The following is a 25,455-nucleotide window of genomic DNA, read 5'->3' as shown; positions in this document are numbered from 1 at the left end:
CTATGATTGAACAGAGCCTTGTCTCATCTTTATTTTTGCGGAGGTTGTAAGAGAAATGGAAAAAGAATTCGTTGTGATAGGGTTAGGTCGTTTCGGCGGCAGTATAGTCCGAGAATTAAATGCGTTAGGCATGGACGTGATGGCTATCGACTTAAGTGAAGCCCGCGTAAATGAGTATAGTGAAATCGCGACACATGCGGTAGTCGCAGATACAACAGATGAAGCGGTAATGAAAAGTTTAGGGATTCGTAACTTTGATCAAGTCATTGTGGCGATTGGTGAAAATATTCAAACGAGTACTTTGACAACTCTGATTCTTAAGGAATTAGGCGTTAAGAAGGTTATTGCGAAAGCCCAAAACGATTACCATGCGAAGATTTTAAATAAAATCGGTGCTGACTTAGTTGTCCATCCTGAACGAGATATGGGACGTCGAATTGCGCATAATATTGCGAGTGCCAGTGTCTTGGATTACTTGGAACTTGCGGATGAATATTCAATTGTTGAAGCCAAAGCGAATGAACGTATTGCGGGTCAAACGATTGTAGATTTAGATATCCGTGCAAACTTCGGTATCAATATTATCGCGATTAAACGTGATAAAGATGTTATTATTTCTCCAGATCCGAATATGAATATTGAACTTGGCGATATCTTAATTATGATTGGACACGACAACGACTTAAATCGCTTCGAGAAAAAACTTGTCCACTAACACAACCTTATACAAACAAAAAGCACATTCCGCGTGGAATGTGCTTTTCCTATATTTATCTTTAATTTATAGGAGCTTAGTCTTGTTTAGACTTTTCTTCGTGTTGTTTTGGTTTAGCGTTGCCTTCTTTTTTATGGTGTGGTTTATGATTTCTTGGTTTACGGTTTTTCTGACCATTATTTGAAGGACGTTTGTTTGTCGCATGCTTATGATTTTCTTTACTATTGTGTTGTTTTGGTTCTTGATTTTGTTTTGGGTTTTGTTTTTTATTTGTACGTTTAGGTCTAGATGATTTAGGTTTTTTCGTCGGTGTGATTTGTTCACCGTTCTCATTGACCTTCATAATCACTGGTAAAATCATTGGTTTACGTGCTGTTTTTTCAAACAGGTAAGGTTGTAATGTCTCAATGATTGATGATTTGATTTGATGCCACTGAATGTCTTTGTTTTGGTTCAACTTAGAAATGACTTCAGTTTTGATCTTACGTTGTGCATCGTAAATCAAGTGACCAGATTCGCGCATATAAACGAAACCACGTGAGATGATATCTGGACCTGAAAGTAATGTGTTTGTGTTGAAGTCGATACTTACAACGACAATTACTAAACCTTCTTCAGATAGTAATTTACGGTCACGGATGACTACATTACCGATATCACCGATACCGCTTCCATCTACCAATACATCGCCAGAAGGAATACGTCCAGCTTTACGTGCTGAATCTCTTGTTAGGGCTAAGACATCACCATTATCGAAAATAAAGATGTTGTCTTCATTTACACCGCACTCAACGCCAGTTTGCGCATGTGCTTTCAACATACGGTATTCACCATGAATCGGCATGAAATACTTCGGACGGATTAAGCGTAACATTAATTGTTGATCGCCTTGAGAACCGTGACCTGAAGTATGGATGTTTGAAATCTTGCTGTGAATAACATCAGCGCCTGCACGATATAAAGCATTAATTGTGCGGTTGATACTTTTCGTATTACCTGGGATAGGTGATGAACTGAAGACGACTGTATCTTCAGGAATAATTTTAATTTGTTTGTGTGTACCGTTTGCGATACGTGATAACGCAGCCATCGGTTCACCTTGAGAACCTGTACATAAAATCAAGAGTTCATGTTTAGGAACAGAGTTGATTTTGCTTGGTTCGATAAATGTTTCAGGTGGCGCTTTGATATAACCGAGCTCCATACCAATTTTAATGTTGTTTTCCATTGAACGGCCGAATACTAAAATTTTACGGTTATATTTAATCGCAGCTTCTACAGCTTGTTGAACACGGTAAATATTAGATGCGAATGTCGCAAAGATAATTCTTCCTGTACATTTACGGAAGATTTTATCGACGTTTTGGCCGACTTCACGTTCACTTAAAGTAAAGTTTGGAACGAGTGAGTTCGTTGAATCAGATAAAAGGGCTAAAACGCCTTCTTCACCGAGTTTCGCCATTTTCGCAATATTAGCTGGTGTACCGACAGGTGTGAAATCAAATTTGAAGTCACCCGTGTGTACAATATTACCTTCAGGTGTTCCAACGATAACACCGTATGCTTCTGGAATACTGTGTGTTGTTAAATAGAATGAAACATTGAAGTGTTTTGACTTGATGACGCTGTCTTCTGTAATTTCATTCAATTCAGCTGTTCTTAATAAATGATGTTCTTCTAATTTGTTTCTGATTAACCCAAGTGCTAAAGGACCGCCATAAATCGGTACGTTAAGTTCTTTTAATAAGAAGGGCACACCGCCGATATGGTCTTCGTGTCCGTGGGTAATAAATAGGCCGATAATTTTATCTTTGTTTTGAACAAGATATGAGTAATCCGGGATGACATAATCGATACCTAATAGATTGTCGTCTGGGAATTTGATACCCGCATCGATTAGGACGATTTCATCCTTATACTCCACTGCATACGTATTTTTACCGATCTCGCCGAGACCGCCGATTGCGTATACACCGACCTCATTATTTTTGAGTTGTTTCATTATTGGATATGCTCCACTTGATAGTCTGGAGATTTTTGTTCATATTCTAAATGTGCGCCCTCTAATTTAGTAATGAACTCGATATTGTAATTACGGTCTTTCAGATATTTTCTTACTTCTTCTTCTGAATTTCCTTCTACGTAAATCGTTTGTGTGTTCTCACGCACGATTACTTCTGCTCTGTCGTCTTGATAAAATACTTTGTAAATTGCCATAATATATTGTTTCCTCCTAAAAATATGTTCAGTTGTTTTAATTTATTGTTCATACAAGCCTAGTTTATTCTTTGTGGTTTGTTTCATCATTGTGTTCTTTCTTAAAATAAATACAACATACCAGCTTAACTGCCCAGTATGTTTGCTAGGTTTGTTATAAATGACGTTCTAGTTAGTCATGCATGAAGATTTCTCCATACATATACAGTTATTATTTATTTTACATGATGTAATTCAATAAATAAAGCGGTTTTACTTAGCGACAAGGAAAGCTAGGGGAATGTTTATCAAAAAGAGAAAGTCAAAATAAGTGTGGTAAAATATATAAAAGAGAAAACGAAGCGGGTCCAATGATTTAGTGACTAAAAGCAGGTGAGGAAAATGAGTAAGGCTAAAAGAATTATTGAAGATGTAAAAAGAGAAAAGGAAAGACGAGATAAATTGTTTCAAGGTATTTTGTTTGAAAAGCGTGGGAAAGAAATCGTGATGTTCTTTGAATACGAAGAAGTTGTAGATAATGTCTCAGATAATCATCATTTTATACGACATAACCATGATCCAGAGTGGGTGGATAAAAGTATGCTGCCTGAACTTAAAGAAGGTTTAGAACGTTTAAATGTTACGTATCATTGTCGTAAAGATATCTTCATATAATAAGGAAATAGCAGTGTATACAAAAAAAGAGGCCACTTTATGCGACCTCTCAATTTATGTTTATTCATCAAACAGACGGATAGCATCTTCGTGAGGTTGAAGTGGATTTTCTTTATCAATGTGGTCATAGAACATAATACCGTCTAAATGATCGATTTCATGTTGTACAACAATAGCAATATAGCCTTTAAGTCGTAAGTTGATATCATTGCCATCAATATCTTTAGCTTTAACTGTAATACGATGATGGCGATGCACAAGTCCTGGAATATCTTCATCTACACTTAAGCAGCCTTCACCTGTAGGCAAGTATGCTTCTTGTACACTGTAGCTGACGATTTTCGGATTGATTAACATTAACTCGTATGATTTGCCGTTACCATCATCTGGCAAGTGCACAGCAAGCATACGCTTTGAAATGTTAAGTTGTGGTGCAGCAATACCTACACCTGAACGTAAATTGTATTTACGTGCAATTTCATCATCTTGACTATTGACTAAGAATTCATGCATTTCTTTGATTTTATTACGATCTTCATCTGATAAAGGAAATTTAACTTCTTCAGCTTTTTCACGAAGTGTCGGATGTCCGTCTCTGATTATATCTTTCATAGTAATCATGTCATACACCGTCCTTATTATAAAATATAACAAAAAACTTCTGGATAGAACAGAAAAGTATTTGCGAAATCGCTTAAAATTAATTAACATCATTATTGAAATCCCCAAGGAGGTAATTTGAAGCATGAAAATTAAAAGCACATTTGGTTTAGTGATTGCATCCTCTCTATTATTAGGTGCTTGTTCAACAGACAGCCATCAGATTAAAGAGTACAACAAGACACTGAAAGAAGCCGTACAAAAAGAAGACGAAGCCGTAAAAGTCGGTGAAAAACTAAATAAACTTACAAACGAGAAAAATGATTTAGCTAAGAAAATCAACGGTAAAGATACACAGAAGGTTGTAAAAACTTCTAAAGATATTGTAAGTAATGTAAATGAACGTAAAGATGAATTTAAAAAAGAAGAAAAAGCTTTTGATGCATCTGAGAAAAAGTTTGAAGAGGCTAAAAAGCGGACAAAGGATATTAGAAACGATAAAAGAAGATCCGGCATAGAAAAAACAAACAAAGCATTTGAGAAAAACTATAAAGCGCATGATGAATATGCGAAAGCTTACAACAATAGTTTAGACAAAGAAAAAGATTTATTTGAATACATTGTAAAAACTAACGGTCAAGCAGAACAATCACAGATTGATGAAAAAACAAAAGCAATTGACGACTCTTATAAAGAGGTAAATGACAAAATTAAAAAATATAGCAAAACTCGTGACGAGCGCGGAAAACAAATGGAAGCGGCTCAACAAATCAAATAAACAACACTGATACAGTTTTAGTATAATGACTGGTACAGGTCTTATAACTGTACTTAACACAAGTGATACAGAAGTTTTACAATTCATTTAACAGTTATACAAAACTATGCTATACTAATTTATGGATGAAATGAATTTTCTATTATACGGGAAAGGTATGGTGAATTGAATGGCTCCGAAGTTACAAGCCCAATTCGACGCTGAGCAAGTATTGAAAGATACTGAAGCACAATTTAAGATGGTCCAAGTATTGGACGAAAATGGTAAAGTAGTGAATGAAGACTTAGTACCTGATTTAACTGATGAGCAATTAGTTGAATTAATGGAAAGAATGGTATGGACTCGTGTCCTAGACCAACGTTCTGTTTCTTTAAACAGACAAGGACGTTTAGGCTTCTACGCACCAACAGCTGGTCAAGAAGCTTCACAACTAGCTTCACAATATGCATTAGAGAAAGAAGACTGGATTCTTCCAGGTTACCGTGATGTTCCACAAATCATTTGGCACGGTTTACCACTTACAGAAGCATTCTTATTCTCAAGAGGACACTTTAAAGGAAACCAATTCCCTGAAGGTGTAAACGCATTCAGTCCTCAAATCATCATCGGTGCACAATATATTCAAACTGCCGGTGTTGCATTAGGTCTTAAAAAACGCGGTAAAAAAGCAGTAGCTATCACTTATACAGGTGACGGCGGTTCATCACAAGGTGACTTCTACGAAGGTATTAACTTTGCTTCGGCTTATAAAGTGCCGGCAATCTTTGTAATTCAAAACAACAACTACGCGATTTCGACACCAAGAAGCAAGCAAACAGCTGCAATCACATTAGCTCAAAAAGCAATCGCAGTAGGTATCCCTGGTATTCAAGTTGACGGTATGGACCCATTAGCTGTATATCAAGCAACTAAAGAAGCACGTGATCGTGCAGTTAACGGTGAAGGCCCAACATTAATTGAAACTATGACTTACCGTTATGGTCCACATACAATGGCTGGGGATGACCCAACACGTTACAGAACTTCAGATGAAGATTCTGATTGGGAGAAAAAAGACCCATTAGTTCGTTTCAGAGCATTCTTAGAAGCTAAAGGCTTATGGAATGAAGAAAAAGAAAACGAAGTAATCGAACGTGCAAAAGACGAAATCAAAACTGCAATTAAAGCAGCTGATAAAGTTGAAAAACAAACTGTTACTGACTTGATGGAAATCATGTACGAAGATATGCCTCAAAACTTAAAAGAACAGTATGAAATTTACAAAGAGAAGGAGTCGAAGTAAGCCATGGCACAAATGACAATGGTACAAGCGATTAACAACGCACTTAAAACTGAACTTCAAAACGATGAAAATGTTTTGCTTTTTGGTGAAGACGTTGGTGTTAACGGTGGCGTATTCCGTGTAACGGAAGGTCTGCAAAAAGAATTCGGTGAAGATCGTGTATTCGATACTCCGCTTGCTGAATCAGGTATCGGCGGTTTAGCACTTGGATTAACGGTAGAAGGTTACCGTCCAGTAATGGAAATCCAATTCTTAGGTTTCGTATTCGAAGTATTTGACTCTGTTGCAGGTCAAATTGCACGTACAAGATTCCGTTCAGGTAACACAAAAACTGCACCTGTTACAATCCGTGCGCCATTCGGTGGTGGTGTACACACACCAGAATTACACGCAGATAACTTAGAAGGTATCTTGGCACAATCACCAGGATTAACAGTAGTTATCCCATCTAACCCATATGATGCAAAAGGTTTATTGATTTCTGCAATCAGAAGCAATGACCCAGTTGTATATTTAGAGCACATGAAATTATACCGTTCATTCCGTGAAGAAGTTCCTGAAGAGGAATACACAATTGAACTTGGTAAAGCGAACGTTAAAAAAGAAGGCGATGACATCACAATTATCGCTTACGGTGCAATGGTTCAAGAATCATTAAAAGCAGCGGAAGAACTTGAAAAAGATGGTGTATCAGCGGAAGTTATCGACTTACGTACAGTACAACCAATCGATTTCGATACATTAGTAGCTTCAGTTGAAAAAACTGGCCGTGCAGTAGTAGTTCAAGAAGCACAACGTCAAGCTGGCGTAGGTGCACAAGTAGCAGCTGAACTATCTGAGCGCACAATCCTTTCATTAGAAGCTCCGATTGCACGTGTTGCAGCAGCAGATACTGTTTATCCGTTTACTGAAGCGGAAAATGTTTGGTTACCAAACAAAAACGATATCGTCGAATCTGCAAAAGCTACTTTAAACTTCTAATTGTTTAATAGAGCGTGAGTCGGCATATTTAAATGAACTTATGGGTATAGTTGAAGCAACACTTCAGCTTTCCATAAGTCAGACAACCAAATTTGCTCTTGCGATCTCATGTACTTTGCAAGGGCAAATGGTTTGTTATGAAGTAGTAAAAATAAATTGAAGATAGATTTCATTGAAACGAAATCAAGTTTTATGTCAAACTATAAACTAGAACATCAAATTGATTATATTATCAGTAGTTTAATCAAGGCTTATGTACAGACTTGAAGACACTTTTGTTTTAATCAATTGTTTTGTGCTGGTTTATGTGACTTAAATTGACTTTTAGGAGGACAAGAACGTGGCATTTGAATTTAAATTACCCGATATTGGTGAAGGTATCCACGAAGGTGAAATTGTTAAGTGGTTTGTAAAAGCTGGAGACGAAATCCAAGAAGACGATATTCTATGTGAAGTACAAAACGACAAATCTGTTGTAGAAATCCCTTCTCCAGTTAACGGTACAATCGAAGAAGTTGTTGTAGAAGAAGGAACTGTAGCAGTCGTTGGCGACACAATTATCAAAATTGATTCTCCAGACGCTGAAGAAATGTCATTCAAAGGCGGACACAGTAACGATTCTGCTCAAGAAGAAGATGCAGGCCAAGAAGAAACTAAAGATCAAGCACAATCAGTTTCAGAACAAGATACTTCAAACGTAGCACCAGCTGCTGACGAAGAAGTAGATGAAAACAGAAGAGTTAAAGCAATGCCTTCTGTACGTAAATTTGCACGTGAAAATAATGTAAATATCAAAGCAGTTCAAGGTTCTGGTAAAAACGGCCGTATCACTAAAGCTGACGTTGAAGCTTACTTAAGCGGAGATGCACCAAGTGCAGAAACTAGCGAAGCTCCAGCAACTGAAGCAGCAGCATCACAAGAAACAGCTGCAGCACCAGTATCAGCTGAAGGCGAATACCCAGAAACTCGTGAAAAAATCCCTGCAATGCGTAAAGCGATTGCGAAAGCAATGGTTAACTCTAAACACACTGCGCCTCACGTAACATTAATGGACGAAGTGGAAGTTCAAGCATTATGGGATCACCGTAAGAAATTCAAAGAAATTGCTGCGGAACAAGGTACTAAATTAACATTCTTACCATATGTTGTTAAAGCATTAGTATCAGCACTTAAGAAATACCCAGCATTAAATACTGAATTTGATGATGCAAACGGTGAAGTAGTACACAAACACTACTGGAACATCGGTATCGCTGCAGATACAGACCGCGGTTTATTAGTACCGGTTGTTAAACATGCTGATCGTAAATCAATGTTCGAAATCTCAGATGAAATTAACGAACTTGCTGTTAAAGCACGTGACGGTAAATTGACTTCTGACGAAATGAAAGGTGCATCATGCACAATCAGTAACATCGGTTCAGCAGGCGGCCAATGGTTCACACCAGTAATCAATCACCCAGAAGTTGCTATCTTGGGTATTGGTCGTATTGCACAAAAACCTATTGTTAAGGATGGGGAAATTGTTGCAGCACCTGTATTAGCATTATCATTAAGCTTTGACCACAGACAAATTGACGGAGCTACTGGTCAAAACGCAATGAACCACATCAAACGTTTATTAAATAATCCAGAATTATTATTAATGGAGGGGTAAAACATGGTAGTTGGTGATTTTCCAATTGAAACAGATACTATTGTAATCGGAGCAGGTCCTGGCGGTTATGTTGCCGCAATCCGCGCAGCACAATTAGGTCAAAAAGTGACAATCGTTGAGAAAGGCGAATTAGGCGGTGTATGTCTTAACGTAGGATGTATCCCATCTAAAGCGTTATTACACGTATCACACGTATTCCAAGAGTCTAAAAACTCTGAAGATCTAGGTATCATCGCTAAAGACGTTGAACTTAAATTCGAAAAAGTTCAAGAGTTCAAAAAGTCTGTAGTTAACAAATTAACAGGCGGCGTTGAAGGTCTATTAAAAGGAAACAAAATTGAAATTGTCAAAGGTGAAGCTTACTTCCACGACAAAAACAGCTTACGTGTAATGGACGAAAAAAGCGCTCAAACTTACAACTTCAAACATGCGATTATCGCAACAGGTTCTAGACCGATTGAAATTCCTAATTTCAAATTCGGCGAACGCGTAATCGATTCAACTGGTGCGTTAAACTTACAAGAAGCACCTAAGAAATTAGTTGTTGTAGGTGGCGGTTACATCGGTTCTGAATTAGGTACAGCATTTGCGAACTTCGGTACAGAAGTTACTATCTTAGAAGGCGCTAAAGATATCTTAGGCGGTTTCGAAAAACAATTAACACAACCTGTTAAGAAAAAAATGAAAGAAAAAGGTATGGAAATTGTTACTGAAGCAATGGCTAAATCTGCTGAAGAAACAGAAAACGGCGTTAAAGTAACTTACGAAGCTAAAGGCGAAGAAAAAACAATCGACGCTGATTACGTATTAGTTACAGTAGGTCGTCGTCCAAACACTGATGAAATGGGTCTTGAAGAATTAGGTCTTAAATTCGCAGACCGCGGTTTATTAGAAGTTGACGAACAAAGCCGTACTTCACTTGATAACATCTATGCTATCGGTGATATCGTTCCTGGTTTACCACTTGCTCATAAAGCAAGCTATGAAGGTAAAGTAGCAGCTGAAGCAATCTCTGGTGAAAAATCAGCAGTTGATTACATCGGTATGCCTGCAGTATGCTTCACTGAACCAGAAATCGCAACAGTAGGTCTTTCTGAAGCGCAAGCGAAAGAAGAAGGTTTAGAATATAAAGCTTCTAAATTCCCTTACGCAGCAAACGGCCGTGCGTTATCATTAAACGATACTACTGGTTTCGTTAAATTGATCACACTTAAAGAAGATGACACATTAGTAGGTGCACAAATTGTTGGTGCAGGTGCTTCTGACATCATCTCTGAATTAGGTCTAGCAATTGAAGCTGGTATGAATGCTGAAGATATCGCATTAACAGTACATGCTCACCCAACATTAGGTGAAATGAGCATGGAAGCAGCTGAAAAAGCACTTGGATTACCAATCCACACTATGTAATAACACCCAACATTAGAATAAGCATATAAACTGAAACCGTCGGGCTTTTAAGCTCGGCGGTTTTTTTATCATACATGTTATAATATGGCTGAAATCAAATAGATAGGAGGAATATATATGGAATATCAATATCCTATTGATGTCGATTGGTCTCAAGAAGAAATGATAGATGTGATTCATTTCTTTAATCGTGTTGAAGATTATTATGAACGTCAAGTCGACAGAGATGACTTTATGAATGCTTATCGCAACTTTAAAAAGGTCGTTCCAGGTAAAGCAGATGAGAAGAATATCTTAGATGATTTTGAAAAAGGCAGCGGCTATAATAGCTATCGTGCGATCAAACGTATCAAAAACGAAACTGAAACTAAAAAATTTAGTGCAAATGATTAAAATTATATTGTAAATCAGGTGCAGTTCTGTTATTTTTAGTAAGCGTTAAACTTAAAGTTTACTAATACTAAACAGAACTGTGCTTTTTTTATGTCATTTTTTAAGCAAGAGAGTGAGGTCATTCATGAATATTGGATTGAAATTACGTAATTTACGTAAAATCAAACAGCTGACACAAGAAGAATTAGCAGAGCGGACAGATTTATCTAAAGGCTATATTTCACAAATAGAAAGCGGACAATCCTCACCAAGTATGGAAACCTTTCTACAATTATTAGAAGTGCTCGGAACATCACCAGAGACTTTTTTTAAAGAAAAAGAAGCTGAGAAGGTGTTGTATCCAAAGGATGAACAAACGGTCTATGACGAATATGATGAAGGTTATATTTTAACGTGGCCGATTGCCCGTTCGAATGAATTTGAAATGGAACCGTTATTTATTCAATTACATCCGCATACTGCATATAAAAATTTTAAACCTTCTGATTCAGATACATTCATATATTGTTTAGAAGGAGAGCTGACTTTAACACTTGGAGAACATGTCTATCATGCCAAAGCAGGAGATGCGCTTTATTTTAAAGCACATGATAAACATCAGTTGTCTAATCAAACTGATACAGAAACGAAAGCCATGATGGTGGTTACTGCATCGTACTTATAGGAGGAAAGAACATATGTCGCTATTATCGTTATTAGGAGTGAGTAAACAATACGATGGCAAAACCATCTTAGACGATATCTCTATTGATTTCGAAGAAGGAAAATTTTATACCTTACTAGGTCCTTCGGGATGTGGTAAAACAACCATTTTAAAAATTATTGCAGGCTTTGAACAAGCAGATTCAGGAGACGTATTATACGGAAACCGTAATATCAATGGGATTCCAGCTAATAAACGTCAAGTAAACACAGTCTTTCAAGATTATGCGTTATTTCCACATTTAAATGTGTATGAAAACATTGCTTTTGGTTTGAAATTGAAAAAACTATCAAACAAAGCGATTAAATCGAAAGTGGCTGAAGCGTTGAAGCTCGTAAAATTAGAAGGTTATGAACAACGTACGATTGATGAAATGAGTGGCGGACAAAAACAACGTGTGGCCATTGCGCGTGCCATTGTGAATGAACCTAAGATCTTATTGTTAGATGAATCTCTATCTGCCTTAGATTTAAAGTTGCGTACAGAAATGCAGTATGAGTTACGTGCACTTCAAAAACGTTTAGGCATCACATTTATCTTTGTCACACATGATCAAGAAGAAGCACTAGCCTTAAGTGATTATATTGCGGTTATCAAAGCAGGTAAAATCCAACAATTTGATACACCGATTAATATTTATGATGAACCGGTCAATCGCTTTGTGGCTGACTTTATCGGTGAATCTAATATTATCGAAGGCACGATGGTGCGAGATCGTTTAGTAAATATTTATGATAAAGAAATTGAATGTGTGGATATGGGAATCCCTGAAGGGACTAAAATCGAAGTAGTCATTCGTCCTGAAGATATTTTAATTACAAATCAAACTCAAGGTTTATTTAAAGCAGTTGTGAAGTCTACCTTGTTTAGAGGTGTGCATTATGAAGTCACATGTCAGGACCAAGAAGGTTATGAATGGATGATTCAAACGACAAAGAAAGCGAAGGTTGGAGATACAGTCGGTTTGTATTTTGAACCAGATGCGATTCATATCATGGTGCCAGGTGAAACAGAAGCGGAATTTGATAAACGTATTGAAAGTTATGAGGACTAAACGATGACAAAATTAAATAAATACTTAATGGTTCCTTATATGATTTGGATGGTAGGTTTTATTATCATTCCAGTAATTTTATTAGTATATTTCTCATTTTTAGATAATCAAGGCCATTTCAGTTTGACGAACTATCAACAGATTTTAAGTATGCGTTATGTCAAAATGATGGGGATTTCTATTCTATATGCGGCCATCATTACGCTCGTCACATTGATTATCAGTTATCCAGCAGCCTATTTTATTCGTCAATCTGTACATCAAAACATGTGGATTTTAATATTAATTATTCCGACGTGGATTAATTTACTTCTCAAGACGTATGCATTTATCGGGATTTTGAGTCATGATGGTATTATCAATCAAATATTAAATGTGATGCATCTTCCTCATATGGAACTATTATTTACTGCGTCTGCGTTTATTATCGTTGCGAGTTATATTTATATCCCATTTATGATTTTACCGATTTTCAATAGCATGAAGACGATTCCTGAGAATTTAATTCAAGCGTCTACAGACCTCGGTGCCAATCGTTGGACGACGTTTTTAAAAGTCATTTTACCTTTGACGAAAGAAGGCGTACTCTCTGGAATTCAAGTCACGTTTATTCCAGCTTTGTCACTGTTCATGATTACGCGTTTAATCGCGGGTAACAAAGTGATTAATATCGGGACATCTATTGAAGAACAATTCTTAGTGATTCAAAACTACGGCATGGGTTCAACCATTGCGATTGTTTTAATCTTATTTATGGCGTTCGTGTTAGTCATCACGAAATCAGGCAACGAAGGAGGACGCAGATCATGACATGGTATGGCAAAGTCTATCTTTGGTTATTAGTCATCGGCTTATATGTACCGATTATCTTCTTAATGGTATATTCCTTTAATTCAGGCGGCAATATGATTCATTTTGAAGGCTTCACGTTAGAACATTATCAAAGTTTATTTCAAGATGATCGTTTAATGGCTATCTTATTCAATACGATTGCGGTGGCATTATTAGTTGCAGCTGTGTCTACTGTAATTGGTACGTTTGGTGCTATTGCGCTGTATCATTTACGTCAGAAACGTTTGAAATTGACATTTATGACATTAAATAATGTGTTATTGGTCTCTTCTGATGTAGTAATCGGAGCGTCATTCTTAATTATGTTTACTGCTATTGGTCATTTTACAGGAATGGGGCTCGGTTTTTGGACGGTATTAATTTCGCATATTGCGTTTTGTATTCCGATTGTAGTCATTATTGTGTTGCCGCAACTTTATGATATGAATCAAAATATGTTTGTGGCTGCGAGAGATTTAGGCGCAACAGAATGGCAGATTTTAAATCGTGTCATGATTCCGAATTTGATGCCTGCGATTATGGCTGGTTTCTTTATGGCATTGACTTACTCATTAGACGACTTTACTGTCAGCTTCTTTGTGACAGGTAACGGTTTTAGTGTGTTATCAGTAGAAATTTATGCGATGGCACGTAAAGGTATTAGTATGGAAATCAATGCGATTTCAACGTTAATCTTTGGCGTTATCATCATTGGTATTATCGGATACTATATGATTCAGCGTTATACAAAACGCCGCTTGTCCTTGAAACGAGGTGTACTGCGATGAAGCGATTTTTACAATTGATTATCGGTGCACTGGTGATAGGAGTCATTTGTTTAGGGATCAGTAAATGGTATGGCAGTGAAGCACATCAAGCATCAGGCAAGAAACTTTATGTGTATAACTGGGGAGAATATATCGACCCGGAGTTAATCGATAAGTTTGAGAAAGAAACTGGCATTCAAGTAATTTATGAAACGTTTGATTCAAACGAAGCGATGGAAGCAAAAATTCGTAATGGCGGTACGCATTATGATGTCGCATTTCCAAGTGAATATACGGTTCAAAAGATGAAAAAGGATGATTTATTAGTTCCTCTAGATCATAGTAAGCTGCCAAACATGAAATATTTAGATAAAAATTACATGAATATGGATTATGATAAACATAATCGTTATTCTATACCTTACTTCTTCGGTACAGTGGGTATACTTTATAATAAAGACGCCTATCCACATGATGATTTTTCAAGTTGGAGAAGTTTATATAATCCGAAGTTTAAAAATGATATCATATTAGTGGATGGTGCGAGGGAAGTGATGGGCTTAAGTTTGAATAAACTCGGCTACAGCTTAAATGAAACGAATCCGAAACGTTTAGATGAAGCGGAAGCGGATTTAGCGCATTTAGCCCCTCAAGTCAAAGGGATTGTCGGTGATGAAGTAACGATGATGTTAGAACAACACGAAGCGAATATCGCAGTCGTATGGAGCGGTACTGCAGCACCGATTGTACAAGAGAATCCTGAATTTGACTATGTCGTCCCAAAAGAAGGCTCTAACTTGTGGTTCGATACGATGGTAATCCCAAAAACAGCACAAAACCAAGCAGGTGCGTATCAGTTTATTAATTTCTTGTTAGACCCAAAAAACAGTAAGCAAAATACTGAATGGGTCGGTTATGCGACGCCGAATGAAGCGGCTAAAAAGCGTTTACCGAAAGAAATTAAAAATGATCAAAGGTTTTATCCTTCAAAAGAAACACAAAGTAGGCTTGAAGTCTATAAAGATTTGGGTAAAGATATTTTAAATGATTATAATGAGCATTTTTTGAATTTCAAAATGTCATTACAATAATATTTTGATTAGTAAGTAGAGTAGGGAGTGTTAATGATGTCTGAAGAACCACAATATACACAAATAAAACGTCCAGTCAGCAGAGTGGCAGAAAAAGTCTTAGGTTGGCTGAACTGGATTGGATTATTGTTATTAACAGTAATTACTATGTTTATTGCGCTTGTGTCATTCAGCAACAATACATCAATTCAAAATCTTGAACAGTCAATCAACAATAATGATTTAGCACAACAAGTGCTCGCAAATAACAGTTTAAATACAACACAATTTGTGATTTGGCTTCAAAACGGTATTTGGGCCGTCATTGTTTATTTAATTGTCTGTTTATTAATTTCATTCTTAGCACTCATTTCTATGAATATCCGAGTGTTATCTGGAATTCTCTTCTTAGTTGCATCTATCATTACATTGCCTTTAGTGTTACTACTCGCAACAATCGTTATACCAGTACTATTCTTCATTGTCGCAATTATGATGTTTGCGCGTAAAGATAGAATAGAAACTGTACCACGTTATGGCGGTGGTTATGTACCATATGAGGGCGGTTATGATGATTATGATAGATATGACCGTGAACCTGTAAGACGTCCACATGGCTATCCAGAAGACGAGAGAACACCACGTTATGAACCTTCTTATGAAAAACGTGATGAGTATGATGACGAAGAAGATGATGTGAAACCATATGTACCGAAAAAAGACAGAGTACAAGAGACACATCAAACAGAAGATACAGAAGAACCTGTACAGTCTGAAGAACCAATCACAAAACGTGAAGATGAAAGTGAACCTGAATTCTTATCACGTCAGGCGAAATATAAACAAAAATCAGAAGAAGAAGTCAGAGAACAACAAGAACAAGATGCATATGAGCGTGAACAAGCGCGTATGCAAGAACCTTCTGATGAGCCTGAAGAAGTAAAATATCGTGATGTTGAACCGCGTAAAGGTGAAACAGCTGAAGAGAAAGCAGCACGTAAACGTGAGAAAAAAGAAAGAAAACGTCGTGCGAAAGAAGCACGTAAAAATCGTCCGAGTGCTGTGAATCAACGACGCATGAACTTTGAAGAACGTCGTTCATTCAACCAAGGTAAATCACCGACAACGCAAGAAACAAAAGAAGATGACGTACAGTCAACTGAAGATACACAAGCACAAGATTCAGATAAAAAATCATAATTTTGATAAACCGAAAGCAATGACTATCGTTGCTTTCGGTTTTTATCTTGGTAAAAAACCAAAAAATTTTCTATTGCATAGTTGAAATAAATGAAATTTAAATTGATTTATGCATAAATTGAGTGCTTTAAGGGTAGTTACGTTTATAAGACCCGTTAAGCGGCCTTAAAAAAGCGGATGAAGTCAGCGAAGAATATAATGCGACGCTTCAATTTCGCTTAATCAGGAGGGTATTACAATGAATAGAAAAGTAGAAAGAATCATTGGATGGATCGGTGTAGGTCTGACAGTACTCTACATGTTGCTGTTCTTAATCGGTACATTCATGAAGGATGGCATGTTGGCTGACATTCTGTTAAAACAAGGGGATTCCAGTATGTCACCTGAATTCTTGCATCAAACAATGGTCTTCACAACGATTGGTTTGATTGTTGTCGCAATTATCGCAGCAGTGGGTCTTATATTAATTAAGAAAAACCGCATTGCTGCAGGTATTATCTTAATTGTCGCGGCACTAGTTGGTTTATACTTCTCAAACTTTATCGCATCTATTTTATTCTTTATTGTAGCGATTATGTTATTTGTTAGAAGAAGCCAAGCTAAACGTGAAGCCAACAAAGAGTACGACAGAAATCATGGCTATTTCGAAGACATTACACGTGATAATGAAAACACAAACAATCATGAAAAAGTCAATCCTGAAGGCAAACAGGTAAGAGACAAAGCAGAACATGACAAATTTGATTCAGAAGCTAATCACGAAGCGCATTATGAAGAAAATGCGAATGAAAGTGAATTGGCTAAACAACGTAGAAGAGACGATCATGAACGTCCACGCAGACATGATTTAGACGATTTCAAATAATAAAATTAAAAAGCAGCTGCAATCCGTAAAGGGGAAACTTACTGGATTGCAGCTGCTTTATTTTTATTGTATAGCTTTTGTTTACAGTTCTTGGAATGTTTGGATGATTAAATGGATGTTTAATCCGCTTAGGATAACAATTAATGACCATGAAATTATGTTAATCCATAATTTGTTTTTAAATCTTCCCATCAAGTCTTTGTTGTTAGTCGCAAGTTGAAGCGGGATTAAAGTAAATGGCAACGCAATACTTAAGAATACTTGTGAAAAGACTAAGAGTTGTTCCATCATACTTTCATTACCATGGAAGATAATTAAACAAATGATAACTGGAATAATTGCGATAGAACGTGTGATTAATCGTGTTACCCAGTTTGGTAATTTCAAGTTGATGAAACCTTCCATAACGATTTGACCGGCTAGGGTACCTGTAATCGTTGAGTTTTGACCTGACGCAAGTAAAGCGACTGCGAATAAAGTACTCATTAAACCGCCAAGAGATGCGCCAAGCAACGGTTGTTGTTCTAAGGCTTGATATAAGTCATAGAAACCGCCAAGATTATCTGCATTGCCTGTACCGAAGAATAAACCAGCACCTAGAACAAGTAATAAACAGTTAATCACAAATGCGATAGTCAATTGAATGTTTGAATCAATTGTCGCATATTTAATGGCTTGTGCTTTAGAAGCTTCATCTTTACGATTATATGTTCTTGATTGGACGATAGATGAGTGTAAATAAAGATTATGCGGCATAATCGTTGCACCAACAATACCTAAGGCAATATATAAGGCACCTTGTTGTGTAACGATATGACTGCTAGGTATAAAACCATTTAATACACTGACAACGTCAGGTGAAGCAATATAAACTTCAAAGATGAAGATTGCGAGTACAGTAAAGATTAACGTACCGACGATGGCTTCAATTTTTCTGAAACCGAATTTCATAATAAATAATAAGATAAAGACATCAAGTACTGTGATGATCGCACCGACAAGCAATGGAATTCCGAATAATAGATCAAGCGCAATGGCACTGCCGATAACTTCTGCGATATCTGTCGCAATAATTGCGAGTTCAGCTATGATCCAGAATATAAATGCTAAAGGTTTATTTAAAAAACGTTTTGTGACTTGTGCTAAGTCATGGCCTGATGCGATACCGAGTCTGACTGTCATACTTTGAAGCAACATGGCAGACAAACTTGAAATTAATATTACAAAAAGCAGAATATAACCGTATTTGGCTCCGCCTTGCATGGAGGTAATCCAGTTACCAGGATCCATATAACCTACTGCAACCAGTAAGCCCGGTCCTAAGAATGAAAGGAATTTCTGCTTGATACTGCTGTTTGAATTGAAACTGACAGTATTGTTGATTTCGTCTAAGCTGTCGTTATTATAATTGACCTGTCTTTTAGTCAAAAAGGTCACCCCCACTTCTCTATGTTCTAACAATGGTTTAATAATAAAGTAAAAATAAAATTAGGTCAACCTAATAAAACTGTTTTTTACGTTTAAAATTGTAAGCAACGAGATGTAGGTGAAAAAGAAAAGCTGATTTAAACAAAGTAGTATAAGGCAAACTTTGTCTAAATCAGCACGATAATTTTGAATGAATAGTTAAATGCTCGGTATTATGCTATTATGGATAAAACTTTAACAGTTGCTCAAACGTATCTTCTAAATAATCGAGGAATGCTTGATCTGACTTTAACTCAGGTGCATCAGGTGAGAGTGTACGTGCAACAAAGAATTCGCCTTTTTTAAGCTGTTTTGCACGTGACAATGCTTGTTCTAAGTCTTCAGTCGATAGGTCTTGGATCAATGGTTTATCCATTTTGACATGATCTACACAAATACGGTAGTCTGCAGGCAAGTTTTCAATATCTTTGAAGTGATTTTCAAAGACCTCAATGTAATGCGTTTTATTTTTAGCTTCATGCATAACGCCGAACATGACAAAGACTTGTGATTCGTATAAACCGATTTGGAAATGCGGCAGCATTTTATAACCACGTTTATTCGTAGAGAAAGCGACCCAAGTATCTTTCGGCGGATTTACTGTACGACGTGCATGTTTTGCGATATGCATAAAGAATTCATCTGCTGTATGGGTAGATAAGAAGTCAGCGAAGTGTTCACCCAACTGATGTAGTTTTGGTCTGATGTGTTGTTCGATTTCAGCCATTCGTGCTTCTAATCCAGGCACTTCAAAGACTTTAAAGTCTTTAGAAGAAAAAGTATAGTTAGACATGACAAAGCCTCCTGTTGTTATGATTGAAAACATTGTAGCATAATTTTGGCTTGATTTAGAGTAAATGAAATTCTGAAATGATTTAGTTATAATATGATAGAAGGGGTGTTCGTAAATGGCAGTATATGATTTTGCAAAAGGACTTGTAATTGAAGCGGGTAATAATATCCGTAAAATGATGCAGCAAGATATCAATATTGAAACAAAATCCAATCCAAATGATTTGGTGACAAATGTTGATAAAGCAACGGAAGATTTTATTTACAATAACATTATGGAGAATTATCCAGACCATCAATTTATTGGTGAAGAAGGACATGGCAGACCGATGTCTGAAGTTGAACAAAAAGGTATTGTCTGGGTTATAGATCCGATTGACGGCACATTGAACTTTGTGCATCAAAAAGAAAATTTTGCGATTTCTATCGGTATTTATAATGATGGAGAGCCTTATGCAGGATTTGTTTATGATGTCATGAATGATTTGCTCTATCATGCAAAAGCAGGAGAGGGTGCGTTTGTAAACGAACATCCAATGAAGCCGCTTGAGAATTCGGATTTAAATAAAAGTTTGATTGGAATTAATCCAAATTGGTTAACAAAGCCGGTGATTGGTGTTATATTCAGAAAGGTAGTAGATGAAGCGAGAAGTTGTCGCGCTTATGGTTCTGCAGCCTTAGAAATGATTCATGTTGCGCAAGGAAAATTAGGTGCATATTTAACACCGAGATTACAACCTTGGGATTATGCCGGTGCTTTAATTATTTTAAATGAAGTAGGCGGTAAAGGTACGGATTTATTAGGTAATCCACTTTCACTAAATCAGCCGCACTCTGTATTGGTCGGCAATCAATCCATACATGAGGAAATTTTAACGAAACACATGTTGCCGGAAAAAGAAACTTTTGAGACATTACACAAAAGATATCGATAAAAAATAAAAGGTCGGGACCATCGAAGCTGTTTAAACAAGCAATTGTTCAAAAAGCATCTAGGTACCCAACCTTTTTTCTTTTGACTGAAATATATGTGTATTCTTTCTCCTGCAGGGTACTGCAAGGAGTGGAACCCTTTATGTTAAAAATTCATGTAATGATTGGTCAGAACCAATCGTTTTCGCGATATTTTTTCTTAGTTGTAAAGCCGGCACCGAAAATCGCAATTAGGATAATGGCTGTAATCGCCATAAACCAATAATTTTGAGCACCTAAGCTAAAACTGAACAGTACTAAGAAAATGACTGCAAGAACAGAATAAAGCCAAAATATAGCTTTTGATTTTTTTTTCTGCATTCAAACCCCACCTTATTATTCTTTGCTCAATAATATGATATAATAAAAAAGTTGCAAATTGAAGTGGGAATTTACTCAAGAAAGGAAATTTAGTATGACAAATTTAAGAGAAGACGTACGTAACATTGCTATTATTGCTCACGTTGACCATGGTAAAACAACATTAGTTGACGAATTATTAAAACAATCTGGTATTTTCCGTGAGAATGAGCATGTTGATGAACGTGCAATGGATTCTAATGATATTGAAAGAGAACGTGGTATTACAATCTTAGCGAAAAATACTGCAGTTAATTATAAAGGCACTAGAATTAATATTTTAGACACACCAGGTCACGCTGACTTCGGCGGTGAAGTGGAACGTATCATGAAAATGGTAGACGGTGTTGTATTAGTTGTTGATGCCTACGAAGGTACAATGCCTCAAACACGTTTCGTGTTGAAAAAAGCGTTAGAACAAAATTTAAAACCTGTAGTGGTTGTAAATAAAATCGATAAACCTGCAGCACGCCCAGAAGCGGTTGTAGATGAAGTCTTAGACTTATTTATCGAATTAGATGCAAATGATGACCAATTAGAATTCCCAGTTGTATATGCATCAGCTGTAAACGGTACAGCAAGCTTAGAACCAGATAAACAAGATGAAAACATGCAATCATTGTATGAAACAATCTTAGACTATGTACCAGCACCAGTAGATAACCGCGATGAACCTTTACAATTCCAAATCGCGTTACTTGATTACAACGACTATGTAGGTCGTATCGGTATTGGTCGTGTATTCCGCGGTACAATCAAAGTCGGAGATCAAGTTTCATTATTAAAATTAGACGGCAGTGTTAAAAACTTCCGTGTCAGCAAATTATTCGGTTTCTTCGGTTTAAAACGTGAAGAAATTGAAGAAGCACATGCTGGGGATTTAATTGCGGTTTCAGGTATGGAAGATATCAACGTAGGTGAAACAGTAACACCACATGACCATCAAGAAGCATTACCTGTTTTACGTATTGATGAACCAACACTTGAAATGACTTTCCGTGTAAATAACTCACCATTCGCAGGGCGTGAAGGTACGTATGTGACTGCACGTCAAATTCAAGACCGTTTAGATCAACAACTTGAAACAGACGTATCATTAAAAGTAACACCAACTGACCAACCAGATGCTTGGGTTATCGCAGGCCGTGGTGAATTACACTTATCTATCTTAATTGAAAATATGCGTCGTGAAGGTTTTGAATTACAAGTATCTAAACCACAAGTAATCCTTAAAGAAATCGATGGCGTTTTATGTGAACCATTTGAACGCGTACAATGTGAAGTACCTCAAGAAAATGTAGGTTCAGTTATCGAGTCACTTGGACAACGTAAAGGTGAAATGTTAGACATGGTGACTACAGATAATGGTTTAACACGTTTAGTATTCATGGTGCCTGCACGTGGTATGATCGGTTACACAACTGAGTTCATGTCAATGACAAGTGGTTATGGTATCATCAACCACACATTCGAAGAATTCCGTCCACGTATTAAAGGTCGTATTGGCGGACGTCGTAATGGTGTATTAGTTTCTATGGACCAAGGTAAAGCAAGCCAATATGCAATTATTGGTTTAGAAGACCGTGGTACTAACTTCATGGAACCAGGTACTGAAGTATACGAAGGTATGATTGTTGGTGAAAATAACCGTGATAATGACTTAACAGTAAATATCACTAAAACTAAAAACCAAACCAACGTACGTTCAGCTACGAAAGACCAAACTGAAACAATGAAACGTCCACGTATCTTAACACTTGAAGAAGCGTTAGAATTTATCGATGACGATGAATTGTTAGAGGTAACACCTGAAAGTATCCGTATGAGAAAGAAAATTTTAAATAAATCTCAACGTGAAAAAGAAGCAAAACGTATTAAACAATTAATGGCTGAAGACGAGTAATCGTTACAGCTTTAAGATAATGAAGAAGTCTGAATCATAAAGATTCGGGCTTCTTTTTTAGTATTTAGGAAGAAAAAAAGACCATGAATCAATCGTCATGGTCTTCTGTTAATATATTGAATTTTTCTTGTGCTTTATAAAAGTTATTACGTTGTTTAGGAACATCTAAACGACTTCTGCAATCTTCACACATAAATGTGCGCATAGGATGATTGCGCAGCTGTTTGGCTTCCAATGTATTTTCATCCATGAGTACTTCTGTATCACAGATGATACACTGTACTTTTATCAAATTATACCACCTCGATATACGTCACATGTTTGAATTCATGTGAATACCCTTCTTCAGGTATGTACACGAAGCTGTCTACACCGTTGTCATCATATAAACGTTTCCCTTTATCTGCGAATTTAAAGAACAGGTAAGGTAATAAGCTTAACGGTACTTCGATTGAATCTTCATCGTTAGATAGACGAATTGCTGTGGCATCGTCATTTGGTTCAGCATTCTTGAAGAAAGGTGTCATGTTAATCACAAATGTGTCCTCAATCATGGCACGCTTTTTATACTTGATTTCAGAATTCAGGGTTGGAGGATTTGTTTGTCCTTCCAAAATTGCGCGATTCCATTCACGGTTATTTTGGAATTCGACAGGTTTTGTTCCTTCAAAGACGCCTGCTTCTAAATCTTCGATTTTTACTTTACGATCGTCAAAAATCCAAGTTGTACTGTCTAAAGTAATTGGAAATTTAACTTTACCCTTAATTTGTATCATGTTATGCGCTCCCCTTTATAATATCTGAGTCTATGATAACATAGAATAGAGTTACTGATTCGAAATTTACTTGCAATTTAGTTTTGAGTAGGCTAAAATTTTTAATATGACAAACAAATGATAGGGGGAGTATGTCATGACGAAATCGAACACAATCAATAACGCGGCATATGACCAATTAAATAAAGATGCAGATCGCATTCTGCAATTAATTAAAGTACAAATGGACAATTTAACATTGCCGCAATGTCCTTTGTATGAAGAAGTTTTAGATACACAAATGTTTGGCTTACAAAAAGAAGTAGACTTTGCAGCAAACTTAGGCTTGATCGATATCGAACAAGGTAAAGAAATCATGTTGCGTCTTGAAAAAGAATTGTCTAAACTTCATGAAGCATTCACAAACGTTTAATTTCACAGCATCAGATTAAACCGCACAAAGTGGCTGCAGTTCTGTCAGAAGTTGATAGAATGTACAGTCACTTTTTTATTTCTTTTCAACATACAGAAATGCTTGCAACACGACTTAAAAATGTGGTTTTATAAAGATATCGTCAAAGTGAAAACAGAATTAAGACATTAAAGTCTTATACAAACTCTAAATATATTTGAAAACACTTCAAATATGAGAATTGGATGATTTTTAAATGAATAACATAAAATCTTTCTTTCGGTATGTCGGAAAGTATGCAAAATATATCGATTATCCGTTAGTGATTACATATATAATGCTGTGTTTGATTGGGTTGATTATGGTTTACAGTGCCAGTATGGTTCCTGCTACTAAAGGGACATTAACAGGGGGTACACCTGTGTCTGGTACGTACTTTTATACAAGACAGTTAATGTACGTTGTGATGAGTTTTATTATTGTATTTTTTATGGCGTTCTTCATGAACGTTAAATTTTTACAGCAAACACGTGTGCAACAAATTATGATGGCAGGTATTTTCCTTTTGCTATTCTTTACGTTATTAATCGGTAAAAATATCAATGGTTCTAAAAGTTGGATTAACTTAGGGTTTATGAACTTACAAGCTTCAGAGTTGTTGAAAATCGCCATTATACTTTATCTGCCATTCATGATTAATAAAAAGCGTGAGCGCGTACTTGCGAATCCGAAATTAATACTGAATCCGTTATTATTTATCATTGTATGTATTATCATGGTGCTATTCCAACGTGATGTTGGGCAAACGATGCTGATTATCATTATTTTTATGTCCATTATGCTTTATGCAGGTATTTGGATTAAACCGCTATTAAAATGGGGCGGTATCATATTGGTAGGCGGCAGTATTGCATTAGTACTATTCGCCATTGCAGGTTGGTTACCTGCATACTTAGTTGCCCGTTTTAGAATTATGACAGATCCATTCCATTTTGAATCTGGTACAGGTTACCATATTTCAAACTCCTTAATGGCGATTGGGAATGGGGGATTATTCGGTAAAGGTATCGGCAACAGTGTGTTAAAACTCGGCTATCTGCCAGAACCGCATACAGACTTTATCTTCGCGGTCATATGTGAAGAACTTGGTTTAATCGGAGGCCTATTTGTGATTGGATTATTGTTCTTTATTGTCTATAGAGCTTTCCAATTAGCTTCTGAAACAAGTTCTTATTTCTATAAACTTGTTTGTGTTGGTATCGCAAGTTATATCGGCAGTCAAACTTTCGTTAACTTAGGTGGTATTTCAGCGTTAATTCCATTAACAGGGGTACCGTTACCATTTATTAGTTTCGGTGGTTCCTCTATGATCAGTTTAAGTATCGCCTTAGGCTTATTATTAATTACTGCGAAACAAATCAAGATGGATAAACAAAAAGCAAAACAAAAACATATTGATATTCCAAGAAGATATTAAATGACAAGACTGAGCGTAAGCACGTTCAGTCTTTTTTATGTCGATTGAAAGATTCTTAAAAAGACAAACGTTTTTTATTGACGAGTAAGAAATGTTAAGAATAATGGTTAAGCTAAAATGATTGCTTTCAGAAATAAGTA

General features: G+C 36.5%; 27 protein-coding genes. 19 read left to right on the top strand and 8 right to left on the bottom strand.

Translation table 11 applies throughout. From position 1 onward, the window contains the following. Window positions 1-55 precede the first annotated feature (55 nt). Window positions 56-715, top strand: coding sequence for a potassium channel family protein (locus tag HMPREF2603_RS05985; protein WP_002480517.1), 660 nt, complete (start codon window positions 56-58; stop codon window positions 713-715). A 76-nt stretch (window positions 716-791) separates the two neighbouring features. Here HMPREF2603_RS05985 and rnjA read toward each other — a convergent pair whose 3' ends face one another. Both rnjA and HMPREF2603_RS05975 read right to left on the bottom strand, forming a co-directional pair. Further along, window positions 792-2,717, bottom strand: coding sequence for a ribonuclease J1 (rnjA, locus tag HMPREF2603_RS05980; RefSeq protein ID WP_060803906.1), 1,926 nt, complete (start codon window positions 2,715-2,717; stop codon window positions 792-794). Further along, window positions 2,717-2,932, bottom strand: coding sequence for a DNA-dependent RNA polymerase subunit epsilon (locus HMPREF2603_RS05975; RefSeq protein WP_002480519.1), 216 nt, complete (start codon window positions 2,930-2,932; stop codon window positions 2,717-2,719). Before HMPREF2603_RS05975 ends, rnjA begins: the two co-directional genes overlap by 1 nt. A 381-nt stretch (window positions 2,933-3,313) precedes the next feature. Here HMPREF2603_RS05975 and HMPREF2603_RS05970 point away from each other — a divergent pair, with 381 nt between their 5' ends. Then, window positions 3,314-3,586, top strand: coding sequence for a hypothetical protein (locus HMPREF2603_RS05970; protein WP_002480520.1), 273 nt, complete (start codon window positions 3,314-3,316; stop codon window positions 3,584-3,586). 60 nt (window positions 3,587-3,646) lie between these two features. Here HMPREF2603_RS05970 and def read toward each other — a convergent pair whose 3' ends face one another. Further along, on the bottom strand, window positions 3,647-4,207 hold the full coding sequence (gene def / locus HMPREF2603_RS05965; protein WP_002480521.1) for a peptide deformylase: 561 nt from the start codon (window positions 4,205-4,207) through the stop codon (window positions 3,647-3,649). A gap of 124 nt (window positions 4,208-4,331) precedes the next feature. Here def and HMPREF2603_RS05960 point away from each other — a divergent pair, with 124 nt between their 5' ends. The 13 genes from HMPREF2603_RS05960 to HMPREF2603_RS05900 all read left to right on the top strand — a co-directional run bounded on the left by HMPREF2603_RS05960 (window position 4,332) and on the right by HMPREF2603_RS05900 (window position 17,177). Beyond that, on the top strand, window positions 4,332-4,964 hold the full coding sequence (locus HMPREF2603_RS05960; RefSeq protein WP_002480522.1) for a YkyA family protein: 633 nt from the start codon (window positions 4,332-4,334) through the stop codon (window positions 4,962-4,964). Between the two features lie 169 nt (window positions 4,965-5,133). Next, window positions 5,134-6,246 (top strand): pyruvate dehydrogenase (acetyl-transferring) E1 component subunit alpha, encoded by a 1,113-nt coding sequence (gene pdhA / locus HMPREF2603_RS05955; protein ID WP_002480523.1) that lies wholly within the window; start codon window positions 5,134-5,136, stop codon window positions 6,244-6,246. A 3-nt stretch (window positions 6,247-6,249) separates the two neighbouring features. After that, a complete protein-coding gene (locus HMPREF2603_RS05950; protein ID WP_002480524.1) occupies window positions 6,250-7,227 on the top strand; it encodes an alpha-ketoacid dehydrogenase subunit beta in 978 nt (325 codons plus the stop codon). Window positions 7,228-7,567: 340 nt separating this feature from the next. After that, window positions 7,568-8,884, top strand: a complete 1,317-nt coding sequence (locus HMPREF2603_RS05945; RefSeq protein ID WP_002480525.1) for a dihydrolipoamide acetyltransferase family protein — start codon at window positions 7,568-7,570, stop codon at window positions 8,882-8,884. Between the two features lie 3 nt (window positions 8,885-8,887). Next, entirely contained in the window at window positions 8,888-10,294 is a 1,407-nt protein-coding gene (gene lpdA / locus HMPREF2603_RS05940; RefSeq protein WP_002480526.1) for a dihydrolipoyl dehydrogenase, read from the top strand. Between the two features lie 117 nt (window positions 10,295-10,411). Then, window positions 10,412-10,687 (top strand): UPF0223 family protein, encoded by a 276-nt coding sequence (locus HMPREF2603_RS05935; RefSeq protein ID WP_002480527.1) that lies wholly within the window; start codon window positions 10,412-10,414, stop codon window positions 10,685-10,687. Window positions 10,688-10,811: 124 nt separating this feature from the next. Continuing rightward, window positions 10,812-11,351, top strand: coding sequence for a helix-turn-helix domain-containing protein (locus HMPREF2603_RS05930; protein WP_002480528.1), 540 nt, complete (start codon window positions 10,812-10,814; stop codon window positions 11,349-11,351). 13 nt (window positions 11,352-11,364) lie between these two features. Beyond that, entirely contained in the window at window positions 11,365-12,444 is a 1,080-nt protein-coding gene (locus HMPREF2603_RS05925) for an ABC transporter ATP-binding protein (RefSeq protein ID WP_057510357.1), read from the top strand. Between the two features lie 3 nt (window positions 12,445-12,447). Further along, the gene (locus HMPREF2603_RS05920) at window positions 12,448-13,254 is read left to right on the top strand and encodes an ABC transporter permease (RefSeq protein ID WP_002480530.1); all 807 of its coding nucleotides are present in this window, start codon (window positions 12,448-12,450) and stop codon (window positions 13,252-13,254) included. Continuing rightward, entirely contained in the window at window positions 13,251-14,063 is an 813-nt protein-coding gene (locus HMPREF2603_RS05915; RefSeq protein WP_060803907.1) for an ABC transporter permease, read from the top strand. The genes HMPREF2603_RS05920 and HMPREF2603_RS05915 overlap by 4 nt, the downstream gene beginning before the upstream one ends. Then, window positions 14,060-15,133 carry an ABC transporter substrate-binding protein gene (locus tag HMPREF2603_RS05910; protein ID WP_060803908.1) on the top strand — a complete coding sequence of 358 codons (1,074 nt, stop codon included), beginning with the start codon at window positions 14,060-14,062 and terminating at the stop codon, window positions 15,131-15,133. Before HMPREF2603_RS05915 ends, HMPREF2603_RS05910 begins: the two co-directional genes overlap by 4 nt. A 33-nt stretch (window positions 15,134-15,166) precedes the next feature. After that, entirely contained in the window at window positions 15,167-16,312 is a 1,146-nt protein-coding gene (auxB, locus tag HMPREF2603_RS05905; RefSeq protein ID WP_373879043.1) for a lipoteichoic acid stability factor AuxB, read from the top strand. Between the two features lie 238 nt (window positions 16,313-16,550). Beyond that, window positions 16,551-17,177: a DUF4064 domain-containing protein gene (locus HMPREF2603_RS05900; protein ID WP_060803910.1), complete on the top strand. Its 627-nt coding sequence runs from the start codon at window positions 16,551-16,553 to the stop codon at window positions 17,175-17,177. Window positions 17,178-17,258: 81 nt separating this feature from the next. Here HMPREF2603_RS05900 and HMPREF2603_RS05895 read toward each other — a convergent pair whose 3' ends face one another. Next, window positions 17,259-18,605, bottom strand: coding sequence for an Nramp family divalent metal transporter (locus HMPREF2603_RS05895; protein WP_002480535.1), 1,347 nt, complete (start codon window positions 18,603-18,605; stop codon window positions 17,259-17,261). Between the two features lie 220 nt (window positions 18,606-18,825). Further along, the gene (locus HMPREF2603_RS05890; protein ID WP_002480536.1) at window positions 18,826-19,437 is read right to left on the bottom strand and encodes a YktB family protein; all 612 of its coding nucleotides are present in this window, start codon (window positions 19,435-19,437) and stop codon (window positions 18,826-18,828) included. 115 nt (window positions 19,438-19,552) lie between these two features. Here HMPREF2603_RS05890 and HMPREF2603_RS05885 point away from each other — a divergent pair, with 115 nt between their 5' ends. Further along, the gene (locus HMPREF2603_RS05885) at window positions 19,553-20,371 is read left to right on the top strand and encodes an inositol monophosphatase family protein (protein WP_002480537.1); all 819 of its coding nucleotides are present in this window, start codon (window positions 19,553-19,555) and stop codon (window positions 20,369-20,371) included. A 166-nt stretch (window positions 20,372-20,537) separates the two neighbouring features. On the opposite strand, the gene HMPREF2603_RS05880 is transcribed toward HMPREF2603_RS05885, so the two are convergent. Further along, window positions 20,538-20,729: a DUF5325 family protein gene (locus tag HMPREF2603_RS05880; RefSeq protein WP_002480538.1), complete on the bottom strand. Its 192-nt coding sequence runs from the start codon at window positions 20,727-20,729 to the stop codon at window positions 20,538-20,540. Window positions 20,730-20,823: 94 nt separating this feature from the next. Here HMPREF2603_RS05880 and typA point away from each other — a divergent pair, with 94 nt between their 5' ends. Continuing rightward, on the top strand, window positions 20,824-22,671 hold the full coding sequence (gene typA, locus HMPREF2603_RS05875) for a translational GTPase TypA (RefSeq protein ID WP_060803911.1): 1,848 nt from the start codon (window positions 20,824-20,826) through the stop codon (window positions 22,669-22,671). 88 nt (window positions 22,672-22,759) lie between these two features. On the opposite strand, the gene HMPREF2603_RS05870 is transcribed toward typA, so the two are convergent. Then, on the bottom strand, window positions 22,760-22,963 hold the full coding sequence (locus tag HMPREF2603_RS05870) for a DUF2197 domain-containing protein (protein ID WP_023015935.1): 204 nt from the start codon (window positions 22,961-22,963) through the stop codon (window positions 22,760-22,762). Between the two features lies 1 nt (window position 22,964). Beyond that, a complete protein-coding gene (locus HMPREF2603_RS05865) occupies window positions 22,965-23,447 on the bottom strand; it encodes a hypothetical protein (RefSeq protein ID WP_002480541.1) in 483 nt (160 codons plus the stop codon). 136 nt (window positions 23,448-23,583) lie between these two features. Between HMPREF2603_RS05865 and HMPREF2603_RS05860 the strand changes: the two genes are divergently transcribed. Both HMPREF2603_RS05860 and ftsW read left to right on the top strand, forming a co-directional pair. After that, window positions 23,584-23,859 carry an Fpa/YlaN family protein gene (locus HMPREF2603_RS05860; protein ID WP_002480542.1) on the top strand — a complete coding sequence of 92 codons (276 nt, stop codon included), beginning with the start codon at window positions 23,584-23,586 and terminating at the stop codon, window positions 23,857-23,859. 235 nt (window positions 23,860-24,094) lie between these two features. Beyond that, window positions 24,095-25,315, top strand: coding sequence for a cell division peptidoglycan polymerase FtsW (ftsW, locus tag HMPREF2603_RS05855; RefSeq protein ID WP_002480543.1), 1,221 nt, complete (start codon window positions 24,095-24,097; stop codon window positions 25,313-25,315). Window positions 25,316-25,455 lie beyond the last annotated feature (140 nt).

Origin of the sequence: Staphylococcus sp. HMSC055C03, assembly GCF_001809385.1 — a bacterium.
Lineage (GTDB): Bacteria > Bacillota > Bacilli > Staphylococcales > Staphylococcaceae > Staphylococcus > Staphylococcus simulans.
This window is presented reverse-complemented; position numbering and strand designations above follow the sequence as displayed.